At 69.1% G+C, this 13,140-nt stretch carries 10 protein-coding genes and 3 pseudogenes; 10 read left to right on the top strand and 3 right to left on the bottom strand.

Features of this window, described 5'->3' with window-relative positions:
- Positions 1-64: 64 nt before the first annotated feature.
- Positions 65-136, top strand: a pseudogene (locus tag C4313_RS03225) (YkvA family protein); the annotation flags it as partial.
- Positions 137-250: 114 nt separating this feature from the next.
- On the opposite strand, the pseudogene C4313_RS03220 reads toward C4313_RS03225, so the two are convergent.
- A pseudogene (locus tag C4313_RS03220) lies at positions 251-316 on the bottom strand (hypothetical protein); the annotation flags it as partial.
- A gap of 151 nt (positions 317-467) precedes the next feature.
- On the opposite strand from C4313_RS03220, the gene C4313_RS03215 reads away from it, so the two are divergent.
- From C4313_RS03215 to C4313_RS03190, 6 genes are all read left to right on the top strand, one after another.
- Positions 468-1,463: a LacI family DNA-binding transcriptional regulator gene (locus C4313_RS03215; RefSeq protein ID WP_352428435.1), complete on the top strand. Its 996-nt coding sequence runs from the start codon at positions 468-470 to the stop codon at positions 1,461-1,463.
- A gap of 67 nt (positions 1,464-1,530) precedes the next feature.
- On the top strand, positions 1,531-3,642 hold the full coding sequence (locus C4313_RS03210) for a glycosyl hydrolase family 95 catalytic domain-containing protein (protein WP_352428434.1): 2,112 nt from the start codon (positions 1,531-1,533) through the stop codon (positions 3,640-3,642).
- Between the two features lie 12 nt (positions 3,643-3,654).
- On the top strand, positions 3,655-4,953 hold the full coding sequence (locus C4313_RS03205) for an ABC transporter substrate-binding protein (protein WP_352428433.1): 1,299 nt from the start codon (positions 3,655-3,657) through the stop codon (positions 4,951-4,953).
- 56 nt (positions 4,954-5,009) lie between these two features.
- A complete protein-coding gene (locus C4313_RS03200) occupies positions 5,010-5,885 on the top strand; it encodes a carbohydrate ABC transporter permease (protein WP_352428432.1) in 876 nt (291 codons plus the stop codon).
- Position 5,886: 1 nt separating this feature from the next.
- On the top strand, positions 5,887-6,774 hold the full coding sequence (locus tag C4313_RS03195) for a carbohydrate ABC transporter permease (RefSeq protein ID WP_352428431.1): 888 nt from the start codon (positions 5,887-5,889) through the stop codon (positions 6,772-6,774).
- A 66-nt stretch (positions 6,775-6,840) separates the two neighbouring features.
- Entirely contained in the window at positions 6,841-9,243 is a 2,403-nt protein-coding gene (locus C4313_RS03190) for a glycoside hydrolase family 31 protein (RefSeq protein WP_352428430.1), read from the top strand.
- 359 nt (positions 9,244-9,602) lie between these two features.
- Here C4313_RS03190 and C4313_RS03185 read toward each other — a convergent pair whose 3' ends face one another.
- Positions 9,603-9,794, bottom strand: coding sequence for a VOC family protein (locus C4313_RS03185; protein WP_352428429.1), 192 nt, complete (start codon positions 9,792-9,794; stop codon positions 9,603-9,605).
- Positions 9,795-10,087: 293 nt separating this feature from the next.
- Here C4313_RS03185 and C4313_RS03180 point away from each other — a divergent pair, with 293 nt between their 5' ends.
- The 3 genes from C4313_RS03180 (at position 10,088) to C4313_RS03170 (ending at position 12,797) form a co-directional block, all read left to right on the top strand.
- Entirely contained in the window at positions 10,088-11,125 is a 1,038-nt protein-coding gene (locus C4313_RS03180) for a tyrosine-type recombinase/integrase (protein ID WP_352428428.1), read from the top strand.
- A 73-nt stretch (positions 11,126-11,198) separates the two neighbouring features.
- On the top strand, positions 11,199-11,411 hold the full coding sequence (locus tag C4313_RS03175) for a hypothetical protein (RefSeq protein WP_352428427.1): 213 nt from the start codon (positions 11,199-11,201) through the stop codon (positions 11,409-11,411).
- Positions 11,412-11,606: 195 nt separating this feature from the next.
- Entirely contained in the window at positions 11,607-12,797 is a 1,191-nt protein-coding gene (locus tag C4313_RS03170) for a class I SAM-dependent rRNA methyltransferase (RefSeq protein ID WP_352428426.1), read from the top strand.
- A 157-nt stretch (positions 12,798-12,954) separates the two neighbouring features.
- On the opposite strand, the pseudogene C4313_RS03165 reads toward C4313_RS03170, so the two are convergent.
- Positions 12,955-13,140: pseudogene (locus C4313_RS03165) on the bottom strand (cysteine desulfurase-like protein); the annotation flags it as partial.

Raw genomic sequence — 13,140 nt, 5'->3', positions numbered from 1 at the left:
GGAGCGCGCCCGCCGGTTGGAGCGCGAGGCGCTCACCCTGTACCTGGCCGCGCGGCATCCGCGCGTGCCCTGGTACGTCAAGCTCGGGCTCCTCCTGCCGGTGGCCTACCTCTTCAGCCCCATCGATCTCGTGCCCGACCCTGTGCCCGTGCTCGGTCACCTGGACGATCTGGTGCGGGTACCCCTGGGGGTGGCGCTGGCGTGGCGCATGATCGCGCCGGAGGCGCTGGACGTGGTTCTTGACCGTGGGCTCGGAGAGGCCCAGACGCTGGGCGATCTCGCGGTTGCGCAGCCCACGCGCCCCCAGCGCCGCCACCTCCCGCTCGCGCGGCGTCCGCCCAGCGTCGCACCCGGATTCCGCACCGCTGGATCGCGCGGGGGAAAACGGTTCGACCCTCCGCCCGCTTGACAATCCCTCCGATTTCGCTTACAATGGGATTGAATCGTTTCAAGCTCGAGGAGCGGGGATGCCCACCATCCGGGATGTGGCGCGGCGGGCGGGGGTTTCCCCGGCCACCGTGTCCTATGTCCTCAACAACTCGGGGCCGGTGCGGCCGGAGACGCGGGAGCGGGTGTTGCGGGCCATCGCGGAGCTGGGCTATCACCCCCATGCCGGCGCCCGCCAGTTGAAACGCCGTCGCACCGACACCCTCGGCCTGATCCTTCCCACCGGCGAGCGCCGCCTGAGCGACCCCTTCTTCCTGGAGCTGATCCACGCCCTCGGCGACGCCTGCGCTGTCCACCAACTGGACCTCCTCATCGCCACCTGTCGGGACCCCGCCGCGGATCTGCGGCTGATCGATCGGCTCTACAAGGGCCGGCGGGTGGATGGCTTCCTCCTGATCGATCTACGCCGGAGGGATCCTCGCATCGCCCATCTGCAGGCGGCCGGCATCCCCTTCGTGGCCTTCGGGCGCACGGAGGCGGACGGCGCCTTCCCCTGGGTGGATGTGGACGGCGCGGCGGGGATGCGACAGGCGGTGGCTTACCTGGCCGGGAAGGGGCATCGCCGCATCGCCTACCTCAGCGCCCCGCTCACCTTCACGTTCGTCTATCACCGCCTGGAAGGCTATCGCCAGGGCATGCAGGCGGCTGGCCTCCCGCTGGACGAGCGCTTGATCCGGAGCGCCCGCCTGACAATGGAGGGCGGTTACGAGGCGGCCCGCGCCCTCCTGGCCGAAGGGGTCCCGTTCACCGCCCTGCTGGCCGCCACCGATCTGATGGCCCTGGGGGCCATGCGCGCCCTCCACGAGGCCGGCCGCGCCCCCGGCCGGGAGGTGGCGGTGATCGGCTTCGATGACATCCCCCTGGCCGCCCAGGCCCATCCGCCGCTGACCACCTTGCGCCAGCCGATGGACCAAATCGGCGAGGCCCTCGTCCGCGCCTGGCTGGCCGCCGTCAACGGGGAGCAGCCCGAGCCGGTCCTGCTCCCGCCCACGCTGATCCTTCGGGAATCGGCCTGAACCCGAGAGGCCCTGGCTTCCTCGGGTGGTTCATGGGAACTGAAACGATTCGAACGGAGCGCCATCGATGGGGTACGGACGGACAGACTATCCGGCCTTCCTGGGCAATGGGCATGACGCGGTGCTGATCGGCTACACCGGGGCGATGGTGCCGGACCGCCCGCCCAACGGCGGGCATCCCTATTTGGACCGTTGTCAGTGGTATAAGTCCGACCGCTATTATCCCGAGGACCGGCTGGCCGGTGTGGTTCCCATACGCCATCCTCCCTTCGCCGAGGCGTTGCCGAAGCGCGGGAAGCCGTGGGCGGAGCTGGCCCCGCTGGGCTACACCGGGTATGCGGTGGCGGCCGACGGGCAGGCCGGCGTTGTGCGGGCCTTCGATCAGGTCTTCGTCCCGGAGGAGGGGACGGTTTCCACCACGGTGGACTGGGGGGTCGCCCGGGCGGAGGTGACCACCTTCCTCTGCCCCGACCGTCCGCTCCTGGTGATCCGCTACCGCTTTGACCGTCCCGTGCGCCTGCGGGTGTGGGCGGCCCCCGGCGTCTGGAGGGAGGAGGCCTTCGAGACGGATCCCTTCGATGATTTGTTTTTCCTGGAGGGGCGCCCTGCGGCCTTCTACCGGCTGGGCCCCTATCGGGGCTTCATCGAGGTGGCCCTGGCCGAGGCGACCCGCTGGGGGCGGGAGGGGAAGGTCTGGTGGCTGGAAGGGGAGGGGAGGGCCTTCACCCATTACTTTGCCATCGCCGACGACTACGCCGGCCCCCTGGACACGGAGGAGGTCCCCCGGGCCCTGGCGGTGGGGCCGGAGGCGCTGCATGCCCAAACGCGGGCCTTCTGGCGGGCCTATTTCGCTGCTTCCCGTTTGGAGATCCCGGACCCCACCTTCGCCCGGGCCTATCGGACCAGCCGCTATCTCTTCAAGGCCACCCAGAACCCGATCTCCGGCGGCCTGCCGGTGGGCAACCTGCGGCTGACCTGGTCCTCCCACCTCTTCTGGGACGCCTATTTCATCCACCGGGCGCTGCTGGAGGCCAACCACGTCCCAGAGGGGGAGGTGGCGGTGGGCTTCTTCTGGCGCACCCGGGAGGCCGCCGAGCGCCACGCCCGCGAGGACTTCGAGGCCCCGGGGCTGAAATGGGATTGGGAGCTGACCCACCGCGGCGAGCCCGCCTACGGGATCTGGACGCATCAGAAGGAGCAGGTTCACAACAACGCCGCCTACGCCAACATGATGTTCCAGCAATACGCCTTCACCCGGGACCTCCGCGTCCTGGAGTGGGTTCTCCCGCTGCTGGAGGGGCTGGCCCGCTTCTTCCTGCACGCCGTGGTCGAGGAGACCCCGCGGGGCTTTGAGATCCGCCCGATGGTGGGGGTGGACGAGCGGCCGGTGCGGGTGCGCAACGAAGGGATCACCCTGTCCGGGACCATCCGGTTGTTGGAGCGATATGTCCAGGCCGCCCGGCTGCTCCGGCGGGAGGACGGCCTGGCCCGGCGCTGCGCCGAGGCTGCTGCTGGCCTGCGCCGGACCCTGGACCGGTTGTTCAATGGCCGCTACTTCCAGGCCTCCGAGGAGGAGGATCGCCTCAACATGAGCAGCCTGGCCCCCATCTACCCGATGGCGGTGATCCCCCCGGATGATCCGCGGGCGATCCAGACGGTGCGTGCCTATCGGCAACGATACGCCGGACGGATGGTCGGCCATGGGAACAGCGAGGCGGGGTTCCCGTGGGCGGCGGCGATCCTGGCCACCGTTCAGGCCTGGCAGGGGGACGGGGCCGGGGCGTGGGAGACCCTGGAGGGGATCCGGCCGGCCTTCTCCCGCCACGGGGGGATCGCCGAGACCGTGGACGCGGAGGGGCGCTGGAACATGCAGTATTTCGGCACCGCCCACGGAGCGCTGTGCACGGCCCTGCACCAACTGGTGGTGCAGTCGTGGGAGGACCGGATCCGGATCGGCGGGGCGGTGCCGCCGACGTGGACGGCCGGGGAGTGGGAGAACCTGCGGGCCCACGGCCTGTTGGTCTCCGGGTGGTGGGACCGCCGGCGGAACCGCCTGGAGGCCCTCCTGCGCAACCCGACCCCGGAGCCGATCTCGGTGCGGGTGCAGTGTGGGGAGACGGACACGGTGATCACCGTTGCGCCTGGAGCGGGGCAACGGTTCCAAACCTCTTTCTTCTGAGAGGAGGTTGCCATGAAAAGGTTCCGGCTCCTGCTCGTGGCCCTCGGCCTGGCCCTGGCGGCCTGCGCGCCGGCCGCCACCCCCACCCCGGCGGTCACCCGGGAGGTGGTGACCAAGGAGGTGGTCAAGGAGGTGGAGAAGCCCAAGGCCACCGTCCGGCTCTCCGGCTGGGCGGCCAACCCCCAGGAAACGGCGCTGCTGGAGTCCCTCCTGTATCGCTGCTCCCTGAAGAACCCAGACGTCGTCGTCAAATATGAGCCCATCACGGGGGACTACTGGGCCAAGATCAAGACGCTGGTGGCCTCCGGCGAGGAGCCCGACATCTACTACATGGACATCTTCCAGTTCCCCTTCTTCGTCGCCAAGGGTGTGCTGGTCCCCTTGGACGACTACATGGCCCGGTCCGGGGTGAAGCGGGAGGACTTCATCAAGACCCTGATCGACGCCTTCACTGGGCCCGACGGCAAGGTCTACGGCATCCCCAAGGACTTCAACACCCTGGCCCTGTTCTACAACAAGGACCTCTTTGCCAAGGCCGGCATCCCGGAGCCCAACGAGAACTGGACCTGGGATGACCTCCAGGAGGCCGCCCGCCGGCTCTCGGACCCCGCCAAGGGCGTCTATGGCCTGGGCGTCCCCGCCGACGCCGGTCGCTTCCCGATCTTTGTCTTCCAGAACGGGGGGCGCATCATGACGCCCGACTTCAAGGACACGCTGCTGGACAGCCCGGAGGTGATCGAGGCGGCGCGGTTCTACACTTCCTTCCGCGCCAAGAGGATCGGGGCCATCCCGGCGGACGTGGGGGTGGACTGGCAGGGGACGGGCTTCGGCCAGGGGAAACTGGCCATGGTCTTTGAGGGCGGCTGGCTGATCCCCTACCTTCGGGAGCAATTCCCAACCCTCCGGTGGGGCGCCACCTTCCCGCCGAAGGGGCCGAAGGGCCGGGGGAACCTCATCTTCACCGTGGCCTATGTGATCTCCAAGAACAGCAAGAACCCTGAGGCCGCCTGGAAGGCCATCGCGTGCCTCACCAGCGAGGAGAGTCAGACGGTCGTCCTCTCCACCGGCTTCGCCCTGCCGTCCCGCGCTAAGCTCGCTGGGCACGAATACTTCAAGAACCACCCGGAGTCCCTGGTCATCTTCAAAGGGGCGGAGTTCGGCACGCCCTTCATGTGGGGCCTGCGGGGGGACGTGGTGAACGATCAGATGGCCAAGGCCCTGGAGCGGATCTACCTGGAGGGCCAGGACGTGGCGGCCAGTTTCCGACAGGCCGCCGAGGAGGTCCGCAAGGCCCTGAAGGAGCAGCCGTAAACGCTTCTGCGCGGGGGGTGGGCGCCCACCCCCCGCGCCTTTGGAGGGGGACGGCCATGCGGATCCGGCGACGGGTCTTAGGGGAATGGATCGCCGCTTACCTCCTGCTTTCGCCCTATCTGTTCGTCTTCCTTGTTTTCAACGTCTTCGCCATCGGCTACGTCCTCTATCTCTCGTTCACCCATTTCGACCTGTTCAGCCCGCCGCGGTGGATCGGCCTGGGGAACTACCTCTACTTGGTGCGGGATCGCCTCTTCCTGGGGAAAGCGGTCCCCAACACCCTCAAATACGTCGCCGTGGTGGTCCCGGTGCAGACCGTCATCAGCCTGCTGCTGGCCTTCGCCATGGATCAGGAGATCAAGTTCCGGCGCTTCTTCCGCACGTTGTTCTACGTGCCCTCGGTGACCTCCTCGGTGGTCATCAGCCTGATCTTCCTCTGGCTCTTCAAGAGGACGGGGATCATCAACCAGATCCTGGGCCTCTCCATCGACTGGCTGACCAGCCCGGCCTTCGCCCTGCCGACGATCATGATCGTCAACATCTGGGCCACCACCGGGACCATGATGGTGATCTTCCTGGCTGGCCTGCAGGACATCCCGGTGACCTACTACGAGGCGGCGATGATCGACGGGGCCAACCGCTGGCAGATCCTGCGACACATCACCATCCCCCTGCTGCGGCCGGTGATCTTCTTCGTGGTCACCATGGGGGTGATCGGGTGCTTCCAGGTCTTCGACCAGATCTACGTGATGACGGCGGGCGGACCCCTGGACGCCACCACCACCATCGCCTACCTGATCTACAAGTGGGCCTTCCAGAGCACCACGCCCTTCATGGGCCGGGCATCGGCCGTGGCCATCGTGCTGGCGGCGATGATCCTGGCCGTGACGATGATCCAGCGCCGCCTGATCGAGCGCCCCACGGAGGTGTGAGATGGCTGTGGAAGCGATCGCCCCCGCCAAGCCCGCCGTGCGCTATCGGGACGAGTTCGCCTGGTGGGATCGGGTCAAGAAGCCCCTCTTCTACGGGGTGCTGGTCGGCTGGTCGGTGATCGCTGTGGCCCCCTTCTACCTCACGGTGGTCTACTCCCTCAAACCGTTGACCCATCTCTACGAGCCCCCTTTCCTGTGTCCGGTTCCCTTTACCCTGGAGAACTACCTCAAGGTGGTGACCGAGTTCCGCCACCTGTTCCCGCGCTGGCTGTTCAACAGCGCCTTCGTGGCGGGGCTGCTGGCCGTGGTGCGCACCCTGTTCTGTGCCATGGGGGGCTACGCCTTCGCCCGGCTGCGCTTCCCGGGGCGCGACCTCCTCTTCTGGTCCATGCTGGTCACCATGATGATCCCGGGCCAGGTCACCCTGATCCCCAACTTCCTGATCGTCCGACAGATGCGATTGCTGGACAGCCTGGCCGCCCTGATCGTCCCGGGGATCGCGGGGGCCTTCGGGGTGTTCATGATGACCCAGTTCTACAAGAACCTGCCCCGGGAGCTGGAGGAGGCGGCCATGATCGACGGGGCCGGGTGGTTCACCATCTTCTTCCGCATCGTGCTGCCCATCAGCCGGCCCGCCCTGCTCACCCTGGCCCTCTTTACCTTCCAGGGGGAATGGAACGCCTTCATGTGGCCGCTGATCGTCCTCAACTCCCCGGAGAAGTTCACCCTGCCCCTCGGCCTCTCCTGGTTCAAGGGAGAATACTACACCGTCTACTCGGTGGTGCTGGCCGGTTCCATGTTCAATAGCGTCCCCATCCTGTTGCTCTTCTTCCTCTTCCAGGGCTACTTCACCCGGGGCATCGCCCTCACCGGCCTGCGGGAGGGATGAAGGGAAAGGCCCGCCGGGAGTAAAATAAGCCCCTTGGATCCATGCCATGGGGCGAGGGATGCAGCGATGGATCTCCGCAAAGGGCTCCTGGCCTTGCGTTTCGTCGGCTTGCGCATGGCCCTGCGGGCGGTCCGCGCGGCTTGGGCGCGGGACCGTTGGGAACGCCCCTGGCGACGCGGGACGCCGGCGCCGTGGCGGGGCATCGGGCCTCTCCGGGCGGCCTGCCCGTTCCCCGGCGGGATGCGCTTCTCCGGCGAGGAGGTGGAACTGGAGATCCGTTTCCTGGCCCCGGATGGGATCCAGATCACCTGGGCGCCGGGGCGGTGCTCACCTCCCTACGCCCGGGTCCAGGAGGTCCTGGAGGAAGCCCCCGTGACCGTGGGGGAAACCCCGGACGGATGGCGGCTGGCCAGCCCGGCCGTCCAGGTCGAAGTGGACCGGTCCGGGGGGCTGCGGTTCCGGGACCGGGAGGGGCGGATCTGGCGGGAGGAGGCGCCGCCGGAGCGGGCGGGGCCGGCCTGGCGGCACCGGGTGCGGCTGCGTCCGGAGGAGGCCCTTTACGGGTTGGGGGAGCGCGCGGCTCCATTGAACCGGCGGGGCCGGATCTACCGGATGTGGAACCGGGATCCGGGCGGTTCGTATGGCCCCGATGCGGACCCGTTGTATCTGGGTCTGCCGGTGTGGCTCAGCCTCCACGAGGCGGGGGGCTATCTGGTCTTTTATGAGAACCCCTTTGAGAGCGTGTTCGACCTGGGAGCGACGGACCCCACCGCCGCGCAGGTGACGGTGACGGACGGCGCCCTGCGGTATGTGCTCTTCCCCGGCCCGCCGGACCATGCCCTCCGCCGCTACACCGCCCTCACCGGCCGGCCGCCGCTGCCGCCCCGCTGGGCCCTGGGCTTCCACCAGTCCCGCTGGAGCTACGAGAGCGCCGAGGAGGTTCGGGCGGTCGTCCGCGGGTTCCAGGCCCACGATCTCCCCCTCCACGCCATCCACCTGGACATCGATTCCATGGACGGCTACCGCGTGTTCACGGTGGATCGAAGGCGGTTCCCGGATCTCCCCGGCCTGGTCCGGGAGCTGGAAGGGCAGGGGGTCCGGACGGTGATGATCCTCGATCCCGGGGTGAAGGTCGATCCGAGCTACCCGATCTACCGGGACGGGCTCCGGCGCGGGGCTTTCTGCCGCCTCCCCAACGGGGCGGTCTATCGCGGGCTGGTGTGGCCGGGATGGTGCGCCTTCCCCGATTTCACCGACCCGGAGGTCCGCGCGTGGTGGGGGGAGCAGTATCGGCCCTTGGTGGAGATGGGGGTGGCCGGCTTCTGGCACGACATGAACGAGCCCACGGTGTTCGTTGCCTGGGGCGAGCCGACGTTCCCCCGCACGGTCCGCCATGCCCTGGAAGGGCAGGGGGGCGACCACCGGGAGGCCCACAACGTCTACGGGTTGCTGATGAACCGGGCGGCGTGGGAGGCGCTGCGGGCGCTGCGGCCGGACCGCCGGCCCTTCCTGCTCTCGCGGTCGGGCTGGGTGGGGCTCGCCCGCTACGCCTGGCACTGGACGGGGGACGTGGAGAGCACCTGGGCGGCGCTGCGGCGGACCATCGCCATCGTGCTGGGGCTGGGGCTTTCGGGGATCCCCTACACCGGATCGGACATCGGCGGGTTCAGCGGGGCCCCCTCGGCCGAGTTGTTCGTCCGCTGGTTCCAGGCGGCGGCCTTCATGCCCTTCTTCCGGAACCACGCGGCGAAGGGGACTCCGCGGCGGGAGCCGTGGGCCTTCGGGGAGCCGGCCCTCTCCATCGTGCGCTCGTTCCTGCGCCTGCGGGTGCGCCTGTTGCCCTATCTGTACACCCTGGCCTGGGAGGCGGCGCAGACCGGCCATCCGCTGGTGCGCCCGCTGTTCTGGTTGGATCCGGCGGATCGGGCGCTCTGGGAGGTGGAGGACGCCTTCCTGCTCGGCCCGGCCGTGCTGGTGGCCCCGGTGACAGCGCCCGGCGCCCGGTCCCGGCCGGTGCGGCTGCCCCGCGGGATCTGGTATGACTTCTGGACCGATCGGCGGTTCCCCGGGCCGGGGACGATCGCGGCGGAGGCCCCGCTGGAGCGCCTCCCGGTCTTCGTGCGGGCCGGGAGCGTCCTGCCGATGGCGGCGGAGGAGGGCCTGGAGGTGCACCTCTACGCGCCGGTGGACGGGGACGGCGAGGGGTGGATCTACACGGACGCGGGAGAGGGTTTTGGACCTTTCCGCCTCGAGCGCTGGGCCGTCACGCCCGCCCCGGGCAGGCTGCACGTGCGCCGGGCGGTGACGGGGCGCCTGCCCGAGGACGGGGGCCCCGTGCGGCTGTGGCTCCACGGATTCCAGGCCACCCGGGCCCACGTCGACGGGGCCGTCCTCGCCGTCCACGGTTCCTTCGCGATGCTCCCGTCGTTCCAAGAGGCTATTTTAGAGGGAAACTTCAATCCCGATTAGGCGATACAGGAACGATCCGAATATGCGTCGATAGTTTCCTTGTGGGCTACATGAACAGTGATTGCGGGAGGCGATGGTAGCGATGGGGCACGGCGGTATGCGCGGGGGCTGGTGTCGGCGAACGATGGGGAGCGGGTGCAGATCCCGCCGCGGGGACGGGGCAAGGGGGATTTGCGGCCGGAGGATACGGTGGGCCGAGGGCCGGTGGCGCGGCGGGCGGTGCCGCGTTCGGAGGACGACGCGCGGGCCCTCCGAGCGGGTCCCCTTGATGATTTGTATAATGTATATTAAACAAATCAAAAACCGCGGTACCAACGAGCCGGTGGCCCAGGGCCTGGTCCCTTCCCCACCGCGGGGCCTTATCTCTCGAGCCCGTCGACCGGAGAGGCGAACGCCTGGTCCATGAACTCCAGCCGGTTGCCGAAGGGATCCCACGTGTAAAACCGCCGCACGCCTGGGACCCCCTCGTCCCAATGCACGGGATGGCCGTGCTGCGTCAGGCGCTCTGCCAGCCCCTCCAGGTCCTTCGCCTCGAAGGCACAGATGGCCATAAAAGCGGCGGGCCGCTTCCTCCCCGCCTGGGGGGATCGCGATCTGAACGTGATGCAATCCAAGGATCATCGTTCTGCCTCCCGAAGGTCGCCGTCCGTCTCCCTATCCATCGACCAACGCCCTGGAGTATCGCATAATCATGCCAAGAGGAGCTGGCGGGAGGTCCGGATGGATCATGTCGACCCGGTCGGACGCCGGCGGTGCGCCCACCCACCCCTGCGCAACGTCGGGGTCGCCGGCGGTCGCCAACGGGCTCCGGGCGGCCCGCCCTTGAACGACAGACGGAGGATCCATGAGGGAGCGCGAGCCTCTGACCGTGCGGATGGCGGCCCTGGCCTTCCTCGAGGCCTTGGCCGTTCGATACGGGCGGAGCGACCGGACCGTGCGGACGTATCGGACGGCGCTGCGCCGGTTCCTGGAATACCTCTCCGCGTTGGGCCTCGACCCCGACCAGGCGAAGACCGCGGATCTGGATTTGGGGATCGTCCGCGATTTCATCACCTACCTAGAGGGATGTTATCGCTCTCGGGGGCGGGCCCTCCCGCCGGCCACCCGTCAGACCTATCTTTCGGCCGTGGCGGGCTGGGTGGACTTTCTGCTCGACGAGGGCCTGTGGACGCTGCCTGCTGAGGAAGCCCGGCGGTTGGCCCGGGAGATCCGCGCCCAGCGGGGGCGGGCTGCCCCTCCCCTGCCCCGGCTCCCCCGCGAGGAGTTCCTGGAGGCGCTGCTCTCGGCCGCCCGGGCCCGCCCCCCGTCCCGCTCCCGGCGGAAAGAACTGCTGCGCCGGCGGGATCTGGCGCTGCTGTTGACCCTGCGCGGCAGCGGGATCCGTGTGGCGGAACTGGCCGCCCTGCGGCGAGGGGATTTCGACCCCGCCCAGGGGATCCTCTGGATCCGCCAGGGGAAAGGTGGGAAGGAGCGGCTCGCCTTCCTGGACCCCGCGGCGGTGGAGGCCCTGGAGGCTTACCTGCGGGCCCGCGACACAAGCGTCCGGGGCAAGGTCGCCACCGCCTTGCCCCTGTTCGCCCGCCATGACCGAGGGGCCGGCGGGCGGACCCTCCCCATGACCCCCGAGGGGGTTCGGCGGGCGCTGCGCCAGCTCGCTCGGGAGGCGGGCCTGCCGGAGGCCATCACGCCCCACCAGTTCCGCCATTACTTCGCCACCCGGGTGTTGGAGGCCACCGGAGATCTGGCGGCGGTGCAGGATCTGCTCGGCCACGCCTCCCCGACCACCACCCGTCGCTACGCCCGTGTCTCTCCCCGGCGCCTGCAAGCCGTCCATCGGAAGGCCTTCGGCGGGGAGGCGCCGGGGACCGAGGAGGGCCCCTAAGGCGTCCCTCGTCTGGTGGGCGGCGCGCGCTTGGCGCATAATCGTAGAGGGAGCAACCGAAAGGAGGTCGCAGATGGCGGAGGCCCGGAAGCGCTGGCAGGAGGAAGCCCGATCCCACGCCCGGGCGGCGACCCGGGAGTTCCGGGAGGCGATGAAGGCGATGTTCCCGGAGGGCTTCTGGCGGCACCTGCGCGCCGCCCGCCGGGAGGCCCTCCTCTCCCTCCGGGCGGTTCTGGACGGCCTGCTGGAGGAGGAGGCTCCGTCGGCCCAGAAGGACCCGGCCTGAGCCCCTGAGCCCCCCGGAAGCCGTGCGGCCGGCTGGCGCCGAGCCGGCCGCTTTTCCTTAGAGGGATCTCGTCCTGGAGGACGCTGAGCTCCTCGATGATGAAATCGGGCAGGAGATCCACCCGGGCGCTCAGGAACTGTCCCAGTTGGATGAAGGTCCCGCCCAGGTCCACGGCCCTGCGCCCGGAGGCCCGTCGTGGAGCCCCGCCTCTATCTCAAGCCGGGCCACGATCGCCCGGTCCGCCGCCACCATCCCTGGGTGTTCTCGGGCGCCCTGGGGCGCTTGGAGGGCCCGGTGGCCGATGGCGGCGTCGTGGAGGTGTTGTCCTTCGACGGCGAATGGCTCGCCCGGGGCTATCTCAATCGCCGCTCCCAGATCTTGGCCCGGCTGCTGACCTGGGACCCGGGGGAGGCCATCGACGAGGCCTTCTGGGAGCGTCGGCTGGAGCGGGCGCTGCAGGCCCGGGCGGCCCTGCGGCTGGAGGAGATGACCTCCGCTTACCGGCTGGTTTTCGCCGAGAGCGATGGCCTCCCAGGCCTCATCGTGGATCGCTACGGGGACTTCCTGGTCCTTCAATCCCTGACCCTGGGTGTGGAGCGCTGGAAGGAGGTCATCGTCCGGCTGCTGGCGGAGCGGTTGCATCCCCGCGGGATCTACGAACGGAGCGACGTGGAGGTGCGGGCGAAGGAGGGGCTGGCGCCGGCGGAGGGGGTCCGCTTCGGCGAGCCGCCCCCGCCCCGCCTGCTCATCACCGAACACGGTCATCGCTTCTACGTGGATGTGATCCGTGGGCAGAAGACGGGATTCTATTTGGACCAGCGGGAGAACCGCCGGCGGGCGGCGGCGTACCTGGCGGGGGCAGAGGTGCTGAACGCCTTCTCCTACACCGGGGCCTTCGCCGTCTACGCCCTGAAGGCCGGGGCCCGCTTTGTGGTCAACGTGGACACCTCGGCGGAGGCCTTGCAGGGGGCTGTGGAGAACCTCCGACGGAACGGGTTCGACGAGCGCCGCTTTGAGAACATCGAGGGAGATGCCTTCCAGGTGCTGCGGCGGATGCGGGCGGAGGGCCGCCGGTTCGACGCGGTGATCCTGGACCCCCCCAAGTTCGCCTACGCCCAGGCCCACCTGCCGCGGGCCGCCCGCGGATACAAGGACATCAACCTGCAGGCCCTGCACCTGATCCGCCCCGGCGGGCTGCTCATCACCTTTTCCTGTTCCGGGTTGGTGTCACCGGATCTCTTCCAGAAGATCGTTTTCGCCGCCGCCGAGGACGCCGGGCGGGATGTCCAGATCCTCGAGCGCCTCTCCCAGGCGCCCGACCACCCCGTCCGCCTCTCCTTCCCCGAGTCCGAATACCTGAAAGGGCTGATCTGCCGGGTCTGGTGAGCGACCTGTCCTCCCTCCTCCGTGGGACCTGTCGTAAATGGGTGGCCCGGTTGCTTCCCCTGCAAGCCCAGGGCCAGTGTATGGGTGGTGGATTGGGGGGCGGTGGAGGTGGTGGTGGGGCGTGGGCCCTCGGGAGGCAGTGTTGCTGTGACCGGGCTCAGGCCCGGCGTCGAAGGCGGGCGAGGGCTTCCAGGAAGCGATCGATTTCCTCTTCCGTGTTGTAATGCAGCGCCCCGACGCGCACCAGACTCCCCTTCCCTTCCAGCCCCAGGCGCTCGGTCGCCCCGATCGCGTAGAAATTCCCGTCCCACACGAAAATGCCCTCGCGGGCCAGGGCCTCGGC

This window comes from Thermoflexus sp., from assembly GCF_040289485.1.
Classification (GTDB): domain Bacteria; phylum Chloroflexota; class Anaerolineae; order Thermoflexales; family Thermoflexaceae; genus Thermoflexus.
Note: the sequence above shows the minus strand (reverse complement) of the source record. Positions and strands in the feature narration are given on the sequence as shown.

Coding starts and splice junctions, on each gene's coding strand:
- C4313_RS03210 (WP_352428434.1), top strand. CDS start 1,531: ATGGGGTACGGACGGACAGACTATCCGGCCTTCCTGGGCAATGGGCAT.
- C4313_RS03205 (WP_352428433.1), top strand. CDS start 3,655: ATGAAAAGGTTCCGGCTCCTGCTCGTGGCCCTCGGCCTGGCCCTGGCG.
- C4313_RS03175 (WP_352428427.1), top strand. CDS start 11,199: ATGGCGGAGGCCCGGAAGCGCTGGCAGGAGGAAGCCCGATCCCACGCC.
- C4313_RS03185 (WP_352428429.1), bottom strand. CDS start 9,794: ATGGCCATCTGTGCCTTCGAGGCGAAGGACCTGGAGGGGCTGGCAGAG.
- C4313_RS03215 (WP_352428435.1), top strand. CDS start 468: ATGCCCACCATCCGGGATGTGGCGCGGCGGGCGGGGGTTTCCCCGGCC.
- C4313_RS03190 (WP_352428430.1), top strand. CDS start 6,841: ATGGATCTCCGCAAAGGGCTCCTGGCCTTGCGTTTCGTCGGCTTGCGC.
- C4313_RS03195 (WP_352428431.1), top strand. CDS start 5,887: ATGGCTGTGGAAGCGATCGCCCCCGCCAAGCCCGCCGTGCGCTATCGG.
- C4313_RS03180 (WP_352428428.1), top strand. CDS start 10,088: ATGAGGGAGCGCGAGCCTCTGACCGTGCGGATGGCGGCCCTGGCCTTC.
- C4313_RS03200 (WP_352428432.1), top strand. CDS start 5,010: ATGCGGATCCGGCGACGGGTCTTAGGGGAATGGATCGCCGCTTACCTC.